This is a genomic window from Paraburkholderia bannensis (assembly GCF_014200455.1).
GTDB classification, from domain to species: domain Bacteria; phylum Pseudomonadota; class Gammaproteobacteria; order Burkholderiales; family Burkholderiaceae; genus Paraburkholderia; species Paraburkholderia bannensis_A.
This window is the reverse complement of sequence record NZ_JACHBW010000015.1, coordinates 111,309-127,231: the sequence shown is the minus strand read 5'-3', so window position 1 is coordinate 127,231 and position 15,923 is coordinate 111,309. Positions and strand designations below refer to the sequence as shown.

The following is a 15,923-nucleotide window of genomic DNA, read 5'->3' as shown; positions in this document are numbered from 1 at the left end:
CCGCCGCGCCCGCGTCATGCGCCTGCAGCGCTTCGCGGCGCCGGCGCTGGCACTCGGCATCTGCGCACTGCTGCTGATCGTGTTTCAGCACCTGTCCAAAGCGGTGGACTACCGTTCGGTGATCCGCCAGCTCTGGCAACTGACCCCGCGACAATGGACCGGCGCGCTCGGCGCCACGGCGCTCAGCTTCATCGCCCTCGTCGGCCGCGATGCGGTCGGCCTGCGCTATCTTGGCGCACGCGTCTCGCGCGGCGCGCTGTGGGTCGGCGCGATCGCCGGCTCGGCGCTGGGCAATGTGACGGGCTTCGGCGCGCTCACGGGCGGCGCGGTGCGCTGCCGGGTCTATGGCCCGGACGGCGTCACCGCCGCGCAGATCGGCCGCATGACGGTGTTTACGAGCGTGACGCTCGCCATCGCCCTCGCGCTGATGACGGCCATCGGCATGCTCGCCTCCGCCGATACGCTCTCGGGCCTCCTGCACCTCACGCCCGACGCGCTGCGCTGGATCGGCGGCATCGTGCTCGCGCTCGGCGCGGCGATGGTCGTCGCCTGCCCGGCCCGCGCGCGCGAGATTGAGCCCTTTAAACGCGCCTGGCTGCGCTTCACGGTGCCGGCGCGCCGCGATCTCGTCGCGCAACTGCTGCTCGCCGCGCTCGACGTGGTGGGCGCGGGCCTCGCGCTGTGGTCGGTGATGCCGCATGCGCAACTCGATTTCACCGATTTCCTGACTGTCTACACCGCCGCCATGCTGCTGGGCCTGATCGGCCATACGCCCGGCGGCATCGGCGTATTCGAAGCGGCGATGGTGTTCGCGCTCGGTTCCAGCGTGCCGGGCTCGAAAGTGTTCGCCGCTCTGCTGGCCTATCGCGCGATCTATTTCGGCGCGCCGCTCGCCCTCTCGGCGGGGCTGCTGGCCGTGTTCGAAGGCCGCGCGCTCAAGAACCCGCTCAACACCAATTTCGCCAGACGCGGCGCGGACGGCGTCTCGCAACTCGCTCCGCTGTTCCTCGCCATCGTCACCTTCGTGACGGGCAGCATGCTGGTGATTTCGGGCGCGACGCCCGCATTCGCCAAGCGCATCGCCCTGCTGCAGACCTTCCTGCCGCTGTGGGTGCTTGAAAGCTCGCAACTTCTCGGCAGCATCTTTGGCGTGCTGTTGCTGTTCGTTGCACGCGGCCTGCTACGCCGCCTCGACGCCGCATGGTGGGTCGCGCTCATTCTCGCCGTGGCCAACCTCGCGCTCTCGCTCACCAAGGGCCTCGCGTTTGTGGAAGCGGGCGTGCTGTGCGTGCTGATCGCGCTGCTGATCGCCACGCGCGGCCGTTTCAATCGCCATTCCTCGCTGTTCAAGGAAACCTTCACGCCCGCGTGGCTCGCCTCGGTTGGCTGCGTGATCGCGCTGGCCGTGTGGGTGCTGCTGTTCGCGTTCCGCGACGTCGATTACTCGCAGCATCTGTGGTGGCAATTCGCCTTTGACGAACGCGCGCCGCGTGCGCTGCGCGCCACGCTCGGCGCGGGTGTGTTCGCCGCGGCGCTGGCCTCGTGGCAGTTGCTACGCCCGGCGGCAGGCCGCTTCGTGATGCCCGCCAGCGAAGACCTGGCCGAAGCCGCGCGCATCGTGCGCGCACAGGAACGCAGCGATGCGGGCCTCGCGCTGATGGGCGACAAGAGTTTCCTGTTCTCGCAGTCGCGCAACGCCTTCCTGATGTACGCCAAGCGCGGCCGCACCTGGGCGGCGCTGCACGATCCCGTGGGCCCGCGCGAAGAATGGCCCGCGCTGATCCGCGAATTCGTCTCGCTCGCGCACACGCACGGCGGCCGCGCCGCGTTCTATCAGGTACGCGCCGACGCCCTGCCGCTCTACCTCGACGCCGGCCTCACGCTGATGAAGCTCGGCGAAGAAGCGCGCGTGATGCTGCAGGAATTCGATCTGAAAGGCCCGCAGCGCGCGCATCTGCGCTACGCGCTCAAGCGCGGCGAGCGCGACGGCTTCACCTTCGAGAACATCGAACCCGCCCAGATGGCCGACAGCCTGCCGGTTCTGCGCGCGATCTCGGACGCCTGGCTCGAAGACCGCGAAGCGCGCGAAAAGAGCTTTTCGGTGGCTGCGTTCGAGGACGATTACCTCGCCGCGCAGCACGTGCTGCTGGTGCGCCAGAACGGCGCGCCGCTGGCCTTCGTCACCTTCATGACGACCGATCTGAACACCGACGCGACGGTCGGCGTCATGCGCCATCTGCCGGGAGCTTCGGGCTACGCGATGGAGTATCTGTTCACTCAGCTTGCGCTGCATCTGAAGGCCGCCGGGTATCAGTCGCTCTCGCTCGGCATGGCGCCGCTTTCCGGCATGGGGCCGACGCCGCTGGCGTCGTCGTGGCACCGTCTGGCCGGGCTGATCTGGCGTTTCGGCGGCAAGTTCTACAACTTCCGGGGGCTGCGCGGCTTCAAGAACAAGTTCGCGCCGCGCTGGGAACCGCGTTATCTGGCCGCCTCGGGCTCGATGAGCGTGTTCATCACCCTCGCAGATCTTTCGTTGCTGGCAGGAGGCTGGCGTTCATGATTCATCGTATTTTCTCGCTGCCGCGCGCGACTGTCGCGGCGGCGGGCGCAGTATTGCTCGCGCTCGGCGCAACCCTGGCCCATGCAACCGAGGCTCCGGCGCATAGCGCCGTCACGCATGTGTCCGGCGGCCGCTATGGCGATGTCGCCGTGACGCGCCCGATCGGCGGGATGCGCGGTTTCACCGTGCTGTTCTCCGCAGGCGAGCACTGGAACGCCGACGACCAGACCCGCGCCGACGCACTCGCGCATCACGGCGCGCTGGTAGTGGGCGTGGACAAGGAGCGCTACGCCACCAACCTCGCGGCGGTCAAAACCGAGACCTGCCACAAGCTCTACAGCGATGCCGAAGCCCTCAGCCATCAGCTCGAACGCCAGGAGGCGTCGAGCCAGTACTTCGCGCCGATTGCGGTCGGTACGGACGAAGGCGCGCTGATCGCGCAACGCATGCTTGCGCAGGCCCCCGCCAATACGATGGCGGGGGCAGTGTCGCTGGACCCTGCCGCGAAGCTCGACCCGCGTTTCGCGCCCTGCCCCGCCGATCCCACGCTTTCGCGCGGCAAGGGACTGCCCGGCTTCTTCGAGCAAGGCATGACGCAGGCGAAGGCGGTTGCGGGCGCAAGCAAAGCACCGATCGCTTCGTCCGCAGTCCCGGCAACGGCCGCCGCGCCCCGCGCATTCACTGCGAACCTGAGCGACGCCGACAAGCTCGTGGCGCTCACCGCGCCGCATCTGCATCTGGCCGTGGAAAACGAGGAGGACGTCTCCGACCTGCCGCTGGTCGAATTGCCCGCTGCGCACCCGACCGACATGCTCGCCGTGGTGATCTCCGGCGACGGCGGATGGCGCGATCTCGACAAGACGATTGCGGAAGCGCTGCAAAAGCAGGGAATTTCGGTGATCGGCTGGGACGCGCTGCGCTACTTCTGGAGCGAGAAGCCGCCCGCGCAGACGAGCCACGATCTGGCGCGCGTGATCAACACCTATGCGTCGCGCTGGCACGCCAAGCACATCGCGCTGGTGGGCTATTCGTTCGGCGCGGATGTGATGCCGTTCGCCTATAACCGCCTGCCCGAGGCAGTGCGGGCGAAGGTCTCGTATATGTCGCTGCTGGGCTTCGCGCCCGATGCGGACTTCCAGATTCGCGTGGTGGGCTGGCTTGGCATGCCGGCGAGCGACAAGGCGCTCAAGGTGCAGCCGGAGCTGGCGAAAGTGCCGCCTTCGATCGTGCAATGCGTGTACGGCGCGGATGAGAAGGACACGCTTTGCCCGGCGCTGGCGAACACCGGTATCGATCTCGTGAAAACCAATGGCAGCCATCACTTCGATGGCGACTACAGCGCGCTGGCCGCGAAGATCATCGAAGGGTGGAAGAGGGAGATTGCGGCGCGGGGATGAGGTCAGGATTTCTGATTCCGGCTTGACTCACGGCAGGCTTTGCTCGACGATCTGGAAGAAGCGGCGCGCTACGTCAAGCTTTCGGATCTACGCCGCCTCGCGGCCTGACCCCAAACCCCATCATCCCTTGCGGCCCGCCAGATACTGCACGCCTTGCGGACCATAACGCTCGACGTGCGGCACATGGGCGCCGAGATGAAACACATCGCCGGCGCGGTACAAGCGCTCCTCACCCGCCACGCTGATCGCAATCTCTCCCGCGACGATCAGCGCCTTCGCTTCGAACGGATGCGAATGCTCCGTCATAACGCCCGCCTCGCGCGTCACCAGCACCGGCTCCGGAAAGCCTTCTTCCGCCAGCGTGCGAATAAAAGCGTCACGATCCACGGCAGTCTCCTTTCTCGACGGCTTCGTGCCGCAATCTCAAGTCTGTCACAGCGCCGCGCACCCCGTCGAAAAAAAACGCCGGCCATCAGGCCGGCGTCCGCATGGGGCATCCCGCGGCAAAAACCTTACACGACGGCGGCAGCCGCCTGTGCATCCTCTTGTTCGTCGACCGACGAGCGAATCAGGTAATCGAACGCTGCCAGCGAAGCCTTCGCGCCTTCGCCCACCGCGATCACGATCTGCTTGAACGGCACGGTCGTTACGTCGCCCGCGGCGAACAGACCCGGCACCGACGTCTGGCCCTTCGCGTCCACTTCGATCTCGCCGTGCTTGGACAACGCCACCGTGCCCTTCAGGAACTCGGTGTTCGGCACGAGGCCAATCTGCACGAACACGCCTTCGAGTTCGACATGACGCTTCTCGCCCGAGTTGCGCTCGAGGAACGCGAGACCCGTGACCTTCTGGCCATCGCCGGAAATTTCCGTGGTCTGCGCATTCACGTGCACCGTGACGTTCGGCAGGCTGCGCAGCTTGCGTTGCAGCACTTCGTCGGCACGCAGCTGCGCGCCGAATTCGAGCAGCGTGACGTGGCTCACGATACCGGCGAGATCGATCGCCGCCTCGACGCCCGAGTTGCCGCCGCCAATCACCGCCACGCGCTTGCCCTTGAAGAGCGGGCCGTCGCAGTGCGGGCAGTACGCCACGCCCTTGTTCTTGTACTCCTGCTCACCCGGCACATCCACATTGCGCCAGCGCGCGCCGGTGGCCAGCACCACGCTCTTCGCACGCAGCGTCGCGCCGCTTTGCGTGCGCACTTCGAAACCCTTGCCCGTCGGCACCACAGCATCGGCGCGTTGCAGGTTCATGATGTCCACGTCGTAGGCGCGGACGTGCTGCTCAAGCGCCGTTGCGAACTTCGGTCCTTCCGTTTCCGTCACCGAGACGAAGTTCTCGATCGCCATCGTATCGAGCACCTGGCCGCCGAAACGTTCGGCCAGCACCCCGGTCTTGATGCCCTTGCGCGCTGCGTAGATTGCAGCCGCAGCACCCGCGGGGCCACCGCCGACGATCAGCATGTCGAAGATGTCTTTCTGGTTCAACTTCTCGGCCGCGCGCGCCGACGCGCCCGTGTCGAGTTTGGCGAGGATTTCCTCCACGCCCATGCGGCCCTGGCCGAACACTTCGCCGTTCAGGTAGATGGTCGGCACAGCCATGATCTGGCGCTTCTCGACTTCATCCTGGAACAGCGCGCCGTCGATGGTGACGATCTGCACGTTCGGGTTGAGCGACGCCATCGCGTTGATCGACTGCACGACTTCCGGGCAGTTCTGGCACGACAGCGACATATAGACTTCGAACGAGAACACGCCGTCAAGCGATTTCACCTGCTCGACCGTTTCGTTTTCCAGCTTGACCGGGTGGCCGCCCACTTGCAGCAGGGCCAGCACGAGCGACGTGAATTCGTGGCCCATCGGGATACCGGCGAACGTGACCTTTACGTCCGAATTGGCACGCCTGATCTCGAACGAAGGGGTACGCGCGTCGCCAGCAGCGGCGCCACGGCGTTCTCCGTAAGTGATGCGATCCGACAGCGATGCGATGTCCTGCAGCAATTGCTGCAGTTCCTGCGACTTCTCGCCGTCGTTCAGGAACGCAACGATCTCAATCGACTGCGTGACTTTTTCGAGGTAGCTTTTCAGTTGGGTCTTGAGATTTGCGTCGAGCATGGCGTTTTCCGGCTAGAGAAGAAGCGGGGGAACTCTTGATTTATTACTCAGTATTGCCTGGCATTTTCGCCGTCTTGTAGCTGGCGAATCAGACATCCGGGCCGCCGCCGCGTGGGCGCGGCCCGGAGATACAGCTAGTGAGACTTCAGCGTCATGCAGTCAGTGCGACTGCATCGATAAAACGACGCTTAGATCTTGCCGACGAGGTCGAGCGACGGCTTGAGCGTTTCTGCGCCCGGCGTCCACTTGGCGGGGCAAACTTCGCCCGGGTGCGATGCGACGTACTGAGCTGCCTGAACCTTGCGCAGCAGTTCCTTCGCGTCACGGCCGATGCCGTTGTCGTGGATTTCGCACAGCTTGATCTCGCCTTCCGGGTTGATCACGAACGTGCCGCGCAGTGCCAGACCTTCTTCTTCGATCATGACGTCGAAGTTGCGCGTGATTGCGCCCGTCGGGTCGCCAACCAGCGGGTACTGGATCTTGGCGATCGTGTCCGACGTGTCGTGCCATGCCTTGTGCGTGAAGTGCGTGTCGGTCGACACGCCGTAGATCTCAACGCCCAACTTCTGGAATTCTGCGTAGTGGTCAGCCAGGTCGCCGAGTTCGGTCGGGCACACGAACGTGAAGTCAGCCGGGTAGAACACGACAACCGACCACTTGCCCTTCAGGTTTTCTTCAGAGACCGGAACGAAGTTACCGTTGTGGTATGCGGTTGCCTTGAACGGCTTGACTTGCGTGTTGATGAGAGACATGCGTTGATTCCTCGCTCTGGGTTGGGAAAAGGTATGGACGAAGGTTACGGGAACTACGCCCATTTGAAAAATTGGTTGCTTTGATCGCAGGAATAAACCGTGCCTATCGGACTCCATGAAAGCCCTTAATTGGCCTCCAAAGCCCGTCGGCACGGGGTTCCGCGCTCGCTGCCGTCCTCATCGAACGGCCCGAGCAACCCTCGGGGCGCTGAGCATACAACGAAACTGCGACATTGAACCTCACGCTTTTCGCGATCGGGCGGCCCGTTCATGCGCCATTCAGGTGCATGTGCCCCGCCTCACACTCAGTCACACTCAGGCGGCCGGGGCATGCAACGGCTGTGATTGCCTGACGCGCCGCGAGGTTCCTCGGGACCGACGCCACCTATGTCGCCGCGCCGGCTCGCCACGCCCGCTTCTCTAGATGCGGGCGCAACCGCCATTCCTCAATGGTTTGCGGGCAGCCCGCGTCAAAGCGCCCCGCCGCGCGCCGTTGCCGCGCGCGCCGCCAGCCGTTCGCGGAGAAATTGCGTCAGGGCGCGGATCGTCACCGAAGCTTCACGATGCTGCGGATAGACCGCGTGGAGCGCGTTGGCCGGCGGCATATAGTCCTGCAGCACCTCGACGAGCAATCCCGCATCAACCGATCCCGCAACGATAAAGTCGGGCAAATAGCAGATGCCGAGGCCCGCGATGGCGGAATCGCGAATCACCTCGCCGTTATTGGCGCGCAGCGGACCGTGCACCTCGAATGGTTTTCTTACCCCGTCGATCATGAATTCCCACGGCGCCCGGCCCTGCTGCCCGTAGGGCAAGCAGGCGTGCTGGGCGAGATCGGCAGGCGTCTCGGGCGCGCGCCGACGGCGGCGATAGCCAGGACTGCAGCAGGCGATCATGCGCACATCGATCAGCTTTTGCGCCACCAGCGTCGAATCCGCCAGCCGCCCGATGCGCAGCGCCATATCGAAGCCCTCGCCGATTACATCGACGGCCCGGTCGCTTAGATCCATGTCGAAGCGCACATCAGGATGCTCGCGCAAGAACTCGGCTACCAGCGGCGACAGGTGCGCCATGCCGAACGACATTGGCGCGCTCACTTTCAGCAGCCCGTGCGGCTCCGAGCGGCGGTCCGACATCGCGCGCTCCGCTTCCGACACCTCGCTCAGGATGCGTTTCGCGCGCTCATAGAAGTCCTGCCCCAGATCCGTCACCGCCAGCTTGCGTGTGTTGCGGATCAGCAGACGCGCGCCCAGATCGGCTTCGAGCGCTGCCACGCGGCGGCTCACGAACTGTTTGGACAGGCGCAGTCGGTGCGCTGCGGCGGTGAAATTGCCGGCGTCCACGGTGTTAATGAAGATGCGCATGTCGTCGAGTTGCATTTCTATTGTCCACCATATTGAGACAGTAAGTCGTATTTTACGGACATCCACGTCACTCTGGTTGACCTAATATTCACTCCATCGCAACTGACAACGAATCGCAACCGATTCAACCGGAGAGAAAAAATGATCGAACTTCGCAAGGCAGACCAACGCGGCCGCGGTGAACATGGCTGGCTCAGCTCGCGTCACACGTTCTCTTTCGCGAACTACTACGACCCCAAGCAAGTGGGTTTTTCGGATCTGCTGGTGATCAACGACGACCGCGTCGCTCCGGCGCGCGGCTTCGGCAAGCACCCGCACCGCGACATGGAAATCTTCTCGTACGTGCTGGAGGGCGCGCTCGAACACAAGGATTCGATGGGCACGGGCTCGGTGATCGTCCCCGGCGACGTGCAGCTGATGAGCGCCGGCACGGGCGTGGCGCACAGCGAATTCAACCATTCGGCCGATGAAGGTGTGCACTTCCTGCAGATCTGGATCGCACCGAATGTGAAGGGCGCGCAGCCGCGTTATCAGCAGAAGAACATCGCGGATGCGCAAAAGCGCGGCAAGCTGCGCCTGATCCTCTCGCCGGATGGCGCCGACGATTCGCTGCTGCTGCGTCAGGACGCACGCGTCTATGCCGGCCGCTTCGACGGCGCGGAAAGCGCAAAGGTCGAGCTGGGCGCAGACCGCTTCGCCTATGTGCATGTGGCGCGCGGCAGCGTGAAGCTCAATGGCGTGGAGATGGGCGAAGGCGACGGCGCACGCATCCGTTCCGAACGTGAGCTGAGCTTCACGGATGGACACGATGCCGAAGTCCTGGTGTTCGATCTGCGTAATATCGAAGTGTCGGAGCTCTGGTCGTAAAGCCGACTTGCCGGACGCCTGGCGTCCGGCAAGCAAAACCTCGTTTCGCTGCAACTGTTTAAACACACCGGCAACGCGTCTGACAACGCGCCTGCCAGCAAAATATCCTGGAGAAACACCATGCGCTACAACCTCTTTGGCCAGAGCAACGATGTCGTCCTGCTGGTCTCGCGTATCCTGCTTGCCGCCCTGTTCGTGCTGTTCGGCTGGTCCAAGATCACCGGCTTTTCCGGCACGGTCGGTTACATGGCGCACGTGGGCGCGCCCGCGCCGATGATTTCGGCGGTCATTGCAGTCGTGATGGAATTCGTGGTTGGCATCCTGATCGTAGTGGGCTTCTATACGCGCCCGCTTGCCGTGCTGCTGGCGCTCTACACCATCGCCACCGCGATCATTGGCCATCACTTCTGGAACATGACCGGCGCGGACCAGATGGCGAACATGATCAACTTCTACAAGAACGTCAGCATCGCGGGCGGGCTGCTGGCCCTCGCCGTGACGGGTCCCGGCAAGTTCTCGATCGACCGGAAGTAAGCACTGCCGCGCTCCCCGTGAGCGTGGCAAAGAAAGGCGCGATGACCGTAACGGTATCGCGCCTTTTCGCTTTTGTAGACTCGGCCGAATGGCCTATGCCATTTGGCCGAATTTGCTTCGATGCATGTGCATGCGACGATCAGTGCGGACAAAACCCGGCACGAGGAGGAACCGTCCATGCTAGTGCGCGAGCTCTTGCCGATGGCCGTCGAGATCGGGTCTGGCACATGGACTTGCTATCCTTGGCGGCCTGACTGCGCGTGTCGATTGCGAACAATGCGATGCACGCGCCTTGTTTTCGATCCCGCTTTCAGACGCCTTTTGACGATGCACGACCCGCAAGACAATCTCTACGCTTACCTCACGTCTCTTCAGCAATCGGCGCTGGCCGCACTCAAGCGCCTGCCGCTGAAGAGCCGCGCCGCGCAAGGCGCATTGATGGCCTTGCGCGCCGTGTGCGGCGCGGGACTCGCGTACACGATTGGCCGCGCGCTGCATACCGAACAGGCGTTCTGGGCCGCGATCACGGCGATCGCCGTCACCCAGCACGATTACGCCGATACGCTCACGCAGTCGCGCGACCAGTTCATCGGCGCGATCGCGGGCGGCATCGTCGGGTTCGCAGCGGCGACGCTGGGCGCCCAGAACATCCCCGCGTATCTCGCGGCGGTGGCCGTGGTGATCATGGCGTGCTGGTGTCTGCGCGTGAGCACGGCCGCGCGGCTGGGCGCCATCACAACGACCATCGTGCTGCTCGTGCCCACCCGCGGGTCCGTGTGGGATGTCGCGCTGTTCCGGGTAGCGGAAGTGGCCATCGGCATGGCCTGCGCGCTGCCGGTTTGCTGGGTGGCTTCGTTTGTGGAGCGGCGGTGGTTGCGTGGGTAGCCGTGCGCGCAGGATACGGCGCTTTTTGTCGCTCTCAACCCTCGCGAAATAATCCATCTCCGCTCGCTGCGCAATGATCTGCGCAATCGCGGCGATAATGGCGCACGCCATGCGGCGATATCCGGTCCGGTCGCTCGCAAAGGCATCGCCGGGTGCGGCGGTAGCGCACGGGCGGCGTGCAAACGCCCCCTGCCGACACGAAATCGTGCGACACTCCGCGGTCGCGCCAATCCGGGCGCACGAGATCCCACGACACGCTTTTCGCGACGCCGCACGCCATGAATACGACCCGTCAATCTGTCCCCGCCACCAACGCCGCGCAGCGCAAGACCATTTCGCTGCTGCAAATGCTTGCGCTGATCGCTTTCGGCGGCATCGCGGCCTCGCTGGTGCTCCGCCTTTTCGTTTAAGCGGACTGAGCAACGAGCCGCGCGGGACGCCTGAACACCTGTTTTTTCGCTTATGTACAAGAAAGGCGTCGCCCTCGAAATCCAGTTCTCTCCCGAGCGTCTGAACGACGGCGCAGGCGATCCGTACTGGATCGACCTCACCGCCGAGGAAGCCGCTGCGCTGCTCGACACGCTGCAGACGAAGCTCGCGGCACGCGAAAGCACGTCGGCGCCGCTCGTCGTCGCGCTCGATACACCGCCCGAAGCGCCGGCAGCGCCAATGCCTGCATCGGAATCCGCCAAAGCGGCTGCCGAAGACACAGCTTTCAAGCAGTGGGTCTGCGTGATCTGCGGGTGGGTCTACGACGAGGCAGCAGGCGCGCCCGACGATGGTCTCGCGCCCGGCACGCGCTGGGCCGACGTGCCCGAAGACTGGCGCTGCCCGCTATGCGACGTGGGCAAGGAAGACTTCGCGCTCGTCGAGTTCTGATCACGCGCGCGAACGCGGGGCGCGGACTTTAGCCTCCCTCGCGTGCGTGCGGTTCGTAGAACAGCGCGAACAGCTCCGACTGCGAACTCACGCCAAGCTTGGCGTAGATGTGCTTTTTGTGCGCACGGACGGTCTCGAACGAAATTTCGAGCCTTTCGGCAATCGCGCGCGTCGAAAAACCCGACAAGCTCTGCCGCACCACTTCGATTTCGCGCGCCGTGAGCGGCGTGCGCCCGTTCTGCTGCGTGACCGCCTCGAAACGCCCCGCACTGTCCGCCTCGCGCAGCGCCGCCAGCGCGCCCGGCTCCACCGCTTCCGATTGCGGCACGTCCGCCATCACCTCGTTCGCGATCAGCGGTTCGTACGCCAGGCGTTGGCGCATCAGCGCGATCACCCACGGCGCGAACATCGCAAACTGCGCAATATCGCGCTCCGTGTAATGGTGCTTTGCACCCAGCGAGAAAATCAGCGTGCGCTGCGCATCGAACGGCACGTTGAACTGCACTTCGTCGCCGATGATGTTGCTCTTGAAGTAGCGCTGATAGTAGTCCGTCATGCGGAAATTATCGGGCGCCACTTCGGCAAGCGTGACGAGGCCCGCGCGCGGTCTTTCGCAGGCGTTGATATAGAACGGATCGAGCTGGTACATCCCCTCCAGATACGCGCGGAACAAGAGATCCACGGTGCCGTCGGGCATCGGCGACTCGGCGCAGACGAGCGGTGCGCGATCGCGTATGAAGACCAGCGCGACCCAGTTGTCGAAGGCAGCGAAGCGTTCGATCACGCGCGTCGTGCGCGTCCAGAAATCGGGGCCGTCGAGGGCGTCGATCAGCGTCGCGATGTGATGATGGAACGCGCGGTCCTGCCAGTCGGGTTCCATGGTTCCTCCGATCAGGGTAACCCTGCTGGGTAATTCCTGGACAAAAATAACGTGGTGATAATAGCCGCTATAGGGACTCGCGCGGCCGAATAAATGGGCAGCATCGAAGCAACACCGCCCGCGAGCCGGCAAGACGGATGCAATCTGGAGACAAGCATGCAACTCGAACTCGCGCAAATACCCCTCATCGATGGCAACGTCGCGTCCAATCTGGCGCGCACGCTTGAGGTCATCGGCCAGCGCCGCGAGGGCACCGACCTGATGGTCTTTCCCGAAGCCACCCTGACCGGTTTCCCCACGCGCGAGAACGTGCGCGATATCGCCGAGACGCTGTCCGGCCCGTCGCTTTGCGCCGTGCGAGACGCCGCGCGCGCCGCTAATATGGCCGTCGCCGTAGGCCTCGCCGAGCGCGACGGCGAGCGCTTCTACAACACCACGGTGCTGATCGACGAGCGCGGCGAGATCGCCCTGCGCTATCGCAAAACGCACCTGTGGGCCACGGACGTCGGCGTGTTCACGCCGGGCGATCGCTTCGAAGTCTGTGAATTCAAGGGCATGACCGTCGGTCTGCTGATCTGCTACGACATCGAGTTTCCCGAATCCGCGCGTGCGGTCGGCTCGCTGGGCGCGGAAATGCTGGTCGTCACCAACGGCAATATGGACCCGTTCGGTCCGGTTCACCGCCGCGCCATCGTCGCGCGCGCGCAGGAAAACCAGATGTTCGCCGCGCTCGTGAACCGTATCGGCGATGGCGACGACAACCTCACGTTCCCCGGCGAATCGGCGCTCGTGAGCCCGTTCGGCGACGTGCTGGCCGAGCTGAAGAACGAAGACGCCGTACTGCCCGTGACCGTGGACCGCGCGCTGCTCGCGCAAAGCCGCGAGCACTACAGCTATCTGCACGACGCGCGCATCGCGCTCAATCTCGTCGACGAGAACGACGCGCAAGGACGGCGTTCGCTCAATATCCGTCCGCGTGCGCGTTGATCCACGCTGATCCGCGTTGATCCGCGCAAGATCACCCTGAATCGCAGTATTTTTTACCAATGACCGCGCCGCCCGTTGCATGAATCGACAGGCCGGCGTGGCTCAGTCAAGCAACATCCAGTGATTCGGACACCAAAACGAATCGCGAAGTCGAATTGAAATATCTGGCGCGCAACGCGAGGGAGAATGCGCGCCGCAAGTTTGCCTCAGGGTTCGCAGGCCTTTGCCGCACGGCAGGGCTGCGCGAGCCTGCGCAATCCACACCCGCAGCACTTTGGAGACAACTGCATCATGAAGCCATCCTCACCGCCCGCCGCGAGCGGCGCACGAGAACCGCATCTCAAGCGCACGCTCGGCCTGCCGTCCGTGTTGCTGTTCGGCCTCGCCTACATGGCCCCGCTGATCGTCTACGGCACCTACGGCGTGCTCGCCGGCGCAAGCCAGGACACGGCGGCGCTCGCTTACCTGATCGCCCTCGTCGCCATCGTCTTCACGGCGCTGAGCTACGGCAAGCTCGCGCGTCTGTTCCCGGTCGCAGGTTCCGCCTACACCTACACGCGCAAGAGCTTCAACGCGCATATAGGCTTCATGATCGGCTGGGCCACGCTGCTCGACTACTTCTTCCTGCCAATGGTGATCTGGCTGATCGGCGCGGCCTATCTGGGCGCGGCGTTTCCGAGCGTGCCCGCGTGGATCTGGATCGTCGCGTTCATCGTGCTCACCAGCGGTCTGAACGTGCTCGGCATCGAACTGGCCGCGCGTTTCAACATCGTGCTGATGGTCGTGCAGCTCGCGATCTGCGCCATGTTCGTGGTGCTGTGCTGCCACTACGCATCGGCGGCTGCCGGTCCTGGCGGTCTGATCGCCGCCCAGCCGTTCTTCCAGCCGCACGTGCCGCTGTCGGCCACCATGGCGGGCGCTGCGATCGCGGCTTACTCGTACCTTGGCTTCGACGCTGTCTCGACGCTGACCGAAGAAACCATCGAGCCTGAAAAGACCATCCCGCGCGCCATCGTGCTGATCGCGCTGGTAGGCGGCGCGATCTTCGTGATCGCCGCGTACACGCTGCAACTCGCGCATCCGGGCGCCGTGTTCAAGGATGCGGATTCGGCTGCATTCGAAATCGCCCGCAAGGTGGGCGGCGACATTTTCGTGACGATCTTCCTGGCTGGCCTGATCCTCGCGCAGTTCGCTTCGGGTATCTCGGCGCAGGCAAGCGTGGGCCGTCTGCTCTACGCCATGGGCCGCGACGAAGTGCTGCCCAAGTCGATCTTCGGCTACATTCACCCGCGCTACCGCACGCCCGCGATCAATATCGCCATCGCCGGTGTCGTCGGTCTGATCGCACTGAAACTCGACGTCGCCACCTCTACGTCGTTCATCAACTTCGGCGCGTTCCTCGCGTTCACGTCGGTGAACCTGTGCGTGATCCGCCAGTACTTCAGCGGTGCAGCGGGCTCGCGCGGCTTCGGCTTCATGGGGGGCCTCGTGTTCCCGCTGATCGGCGCGGTCACCGACATCTGGCTGCTGTGCAGCCTCGAAAAGACCGCGATCGTGCTGGGCGTGATCTGGTTCGTGCTGGGTCTGGCCTACCTCGGCTGGATCACGCGCTGCTTCCGCCGCGCGCCGCCGGAAATGGCTGTGTAAGCAGCTCGCTTCTCAAACAGGCAAGAACAAACGGCGAGCGTCCCGCAAGGGGCGCCCGCCGTTTTTCGTTGTGCGCGCAATCAATACGCGTTCAGTCGGATAACCCCGCCAGCCGCGCCGCGGCCATCACTTCGCGTTTGGTATCGAGAATATGCCGCTCGATCAGCGCGACCACCTCGTCCACCGCGCGCCGCTTGCAGGCGTCGACGATCTCGTAGTGATCGCGCTGCACGTCGCCTTTTTCCGTATCGAGCGACATGCGCAGATGCGGATAGCGGTTTGTCGTGCTCAGACAATATTCCTCGATCATCTTGCGCAGCCGCGCGTTATTGGCGGGCGCGCACAGCGCGAGGTGGAACTGGCGGTTGCACTCGGCCCATTCGGCGGCCGACGTGGCCGCGTCATACGCGGCGAGGATGCGCTTCATCACGTCGATGTCGGCGGCCACCATGTTGGGCACCGCCAGCTTAGCGGCGTACGTTTCCAGCGCCGCGCGGATATCGAGCAGTTCGCAGATCTCGCGCGTGGACATCGCCATCACCACCGCGCCGCGGTTGAGCTGATAGCTCACGAGGCCTTCGGCTTCGAGCTGGCGAAGCGCCTCGCGCACGGGAATGCGGCTCGCGCCGAAGCGCTCCGCCAGCCCCTCCTGGCGCAGCTGCGCCCCCGGCGGCAGCACGCCGCGCAGGATCTCGTCGCGCAGCTGGTCGCGGATGGTTTGAGGCAGCGATCGTTGGTCTTCCTTGCCCTGCACTGTCGTCATGTGTTCGTGAGCGTTATGGCCGGCCGAGCGTAGGCCGACGAAAAAATCTTGTCGTCGTTTTTTTCGTCTGCCAGAATTGGATACAATCCAGTCAGATATGGATACGAACGTTGACGGCTTGTATCCGTCAAACAGTCCTTCATTGTTGCTGCATCCTTGTCCGGAGACCCTATGGGATGTTGTAAACGTCTGAAAAAACAAACAATTTTAGCGTATCCGTCCGGGCCGACCGAGACCGTTGCGGGCGCAACGGGTTAAGGGTCTTAGCGCTGGATTTTTTGGATCCATTTGACC

At 64.1% G+C, this 15,923-nt stretch carries 15 protein-coding genes; 9 read left to right on the top strand and 6 right to left on the bottom strand.

Annotation, left to right across the window (positions count from 1 at the left end):
* Positions 1-16 precede the first annotated feature (16 nt).
* Together mprF and F4827_RS24180 are read left to right on the top strand one after the other, a co-directional pair.
* Positions 17-2,560, top strand: coding sequence for a bifunctional lysylphosphatidylglycerol flippase/synthetase MprF (gene mprF, locus F4827_RS24185; RefSeq protein WP_260175414.1), 2,544 nt, complete (start codon positions 17-19; stop codon positions 2,558-2,560).
* On the top strand, positions 2,557-3,957 hold the full coding sequence (locus F4827_RS24180) for a virulence factor family protein (protein ID WP_183728420.1): 1,401 nt from the start codon (positions 2,557-2,559) through the stop codon (positions 3,955-3,957). Before mprF ends, F4827_RS24180 begins: the two co-directional genes overlap by 4 nt.
* 120 nt (positions 3,958-4,077) lie before the next feature.
* On the opposite strand, the gene F4827_RS24175 is transcribed toward F4827_RS24180, so the two are convergent.
* From F4827_RS24175 to F4827_RS24160, 4 genes are all read right to left on the bottom strand, one after another.
* Entirely contained in the window at positions 4,078-4,344 is a 267-nt protein-coding gene (locus tag F4827_RS24175; protein ID WP_183728418.1) for a cupin domain-containing protein, read from the bottom strand.
* Positions 4,345-4,469: 125 nt separating this feature from the next.
* Positions 4,470-6,071 (bottom strand): alkyl hydroperoxide reductase subunit F, encoded by a 1,602-nt coding sequence (gene ahpF / locus F4827_RS24170; RefSeq protein WP_183728416.1) that lies wholly within the window; start codon positions 6,069-6,071, stop codon positions 4,470-4,472.
* 188 nt (positions 6,072-6,259) lie between these two features.
* Entirely contained in the window at positions 6,260-6,823 is a 564-nt protein-coding gene (gene ahpC / locus F4827_RS24165) for an alkyl hydroperoxide reductase subunit C (protein WP_183728414.1), read from the bottom strand.
* Positions 6,824-7,293: 470 nt separating this feature from the next.
* Positions 7,294-8,202: a LysR family transcriptional regulator gene (locus tag F4827_RS24160; protein WP_183728412.1), complete on the bottom strand. Its 909-nt coding sequence runs from the start codon at positions 8,200-8,202 to the stop codon at positions 7,294-7,296.
* Positions 8,203-8,328: 126 nt separating this feature from the next.
* Between F4827_RS24160 and F4827_RS24155 the strand changes: the two genes are divergently transcribed.
* The 5 genes from F4827_RS24155 to F4827_RS35860 all read left to right on the top strand — a co-directional run bounded on the left by F4827_RS24155 (position 8,329) and on the right by F4827_RS35860 (position 11,352).
* A complete protein-coding gene (locus tag F4827_RS24155) occupies positions 8,329-9,054 on the top strand; it encodes a pirin family protein (protein ID WP_183728409.1) in 726 nt (241 codons plus the stop codon).
* 120 nt (positions 9,055-9,174) lie between these two features.
* Complete coding sequence (locus tag F4827_RS24150) at positions 9,175-9,588, top strand: DoxX family protein (protein ID WP_183728406.1); 414 nt, start codon at positions 9,175-9,177, stop codon at positions 9,586-9,588.
* A gap of 327 nt (positions 9,589-9,915) precedes the next feature.
* The gene (locus tag F4827_RS24145) at positions 9,916-10,473 is read left to right on the top strand and encodes an aromatic acid exporter family protein (protein ID WP_183728402.1); all 558 of its coding nucleotides are present in this window, start codon (positions 9,916-9,918) and stop codon (positions 10,471-10,473) included.
* A gap of 278 nt (positions 10,474-10,751) precedes the next feature.
* Positions 10,752-10,883, top strand: coding sequence for a hypothetical protein (locus F4827_RS35505; protein ID WP_260175410.1), 132 nt, complete (start codon positions 10,752-10,754; stop codon positions 10,881-10,883).
* Between the two features lie 52 nt (positions 10,884-10,935).
* A complete protein-coding gene (locus tag F4827_RS35860) occupies positions 10,936-11,352 on the top strand; it encodes a rubredoxin (protein ID WP_183728399.1) in 417 nt (138 codons plus the stop codon).
* Between the two features lie 28 nt (positions 11,353-11,380).
* Here F4827_RS35860 and F4827_RS24135 read toward each other — a convergent pair whose 3' ends face one another.
* Positions 11,381-12,232, bottom strand: coding sequence for a helix-turn-helix transcriptional regulator (locus F4827_RS24135; RefSeq protein WP_183728396.1), 852 nt, complete (start codon positions 12,230-12,232; stop codon positions 11,381-11,383).
* A 156-nt stretch (positions 12,233-12,388) separates the two neighbouring features.
* Here F4827_RS24135 and F4827_RS24130 point away from each other — a divergent pair, with 156 nt between their 5' ends.
* Positions 12,389-13,219 carry a carbon-nitrogen hydrolase family protein gene (locus tag F4827_RS24130; RefSeq protein WP_183728393.1) on the top strand — a complete coding sequence of 277 codons (831 nt, stop codon included), beginning with the start codon at positions 12,389-12,391 and terminating at the stop codon, positions 13,217-13,219.
* A gap of 291 nt (positions 13,220-13,510) precedes the next feature.
* Positions 13,511-14,866, top strand: coding sequence for an APC family permease (locus F4827_RS24125; protein ID WP_183728389.1), 1,356 nt, complete (start codon positions 13,511-13,513; stop codon positions 14,864-14,866).
* A gap of 91 nt (positions 14,867-14,957) precedes the next feature.
* On the opposite strand, the gene F4827_RS24120 is transcribed toward F4827_RS24125, so the two are convergent.
* Entirely contained in the window at positions 14,958-15,629 is a 672-nt protein-coding gene (locus F4827_RS24120; RefSeq protein ID WP_183728386.1) for a GntR family transcriptional regulator, read from the bottom strand.
* Positions 15,630-15,923: the final 294 nt, after the last annotated feature.

Bases quoted from the DNA above. Each gene is read 5' to 3' on its own strand.
- F4827_RS24160 (WP_183728412.1), bottom strand. From the start codon at position 8,202: ATGCAACTCGACGACATGCGCATCTTCATTAACACCGTGGACGCCGGC.
- mprF (WP_260175414.1), top strand. From the start codon at position 17: ATGCGCCTGCAGCGCTTCGCGGCGCCGGCGCTGGCACTCGGCATCTGC.
- F4827_RS35505 (WP_260175410.1), top strand. From the start codon at position 10,752: ATGAATACGACCCGTCAATCTGTCCCCGCCACCAACGCCGCGCAGCGC.
- F4827_RS24150 (WP_183728406.1), top strand. From the start codon at position 9,175: ATGCGCTACAACCTCTTTGGCCAGAGCAACGATGTCGTCCTGCTGGTC.
- F4827_RS24180 (WP_183728420.1), top strand. From the start codon at position 2,557: ATGATTCATCGTATTTTCTCGCTGCCGCGCGCGACTGTCGCGGCGGCG.
- F4827_RS24145 (WP_183728402.1), top strand. From the start codon at position 9,916: ATGCACGACCCGCAAGACAATCTCTACGCTTACCTCACGTCTCTTCAG.
- ahpF (WP_183728416.1), bottom strand. From the start codon at position 6,071: ATGCTCGACGCAAATCTCAAGACCCAACTGAAAAGCTACCTCGAAAAA.
- F4827_RS24135 (WP_183728396.1), bottom strand. From the start codon at position 12,232: ATGGAACCCGACTGGCAGGACCGCGCGTTCCATCATCACATCGCGACG.
- F4827_RS24155 (WP_183728409.1), top strand. From the start codon at position 8,329: ATGATCGAACTTCGCAAGGCAGACCAACGCGGCCGCGGTGAACATGGC.
- ahpC (WP_183728414.1), bottom strand. From the start codon at position 6,823: ATGTCTCTCATCAACACGCAAGTCAAGCCGTTCAAGGCAACCGCATAC.
- F4827_RS24125 (WP_183728389.1), top strand. From the start codon at position 13,511: ATGAAGCCATCCTCACCGCCCGCCGCGAGCGGCGCACGAGAACCGCAT.
- F4827_RS24120 (WP_183728386.1), bottom strand. From the start codon at position 15,629: ATGACGACAGTGCAGGGCAAGGAAGACCAACGATCGCTGCCTCAAACC.
- F4827_RS24130 (WP_183728393.1), top strand. From the start codon at position 12,389: ATGCAACTCGAACTCGCGCAAATACCCCTCATCGATGGCAACGTCGCG.
- F4827_RS35860 (WP_183728399.1), top strand. From the start codon at position 10,936: ATGTACAAGAAAGGCGTCGCCCTCGAAATCCAGTTCTCTCCCGAGCGT.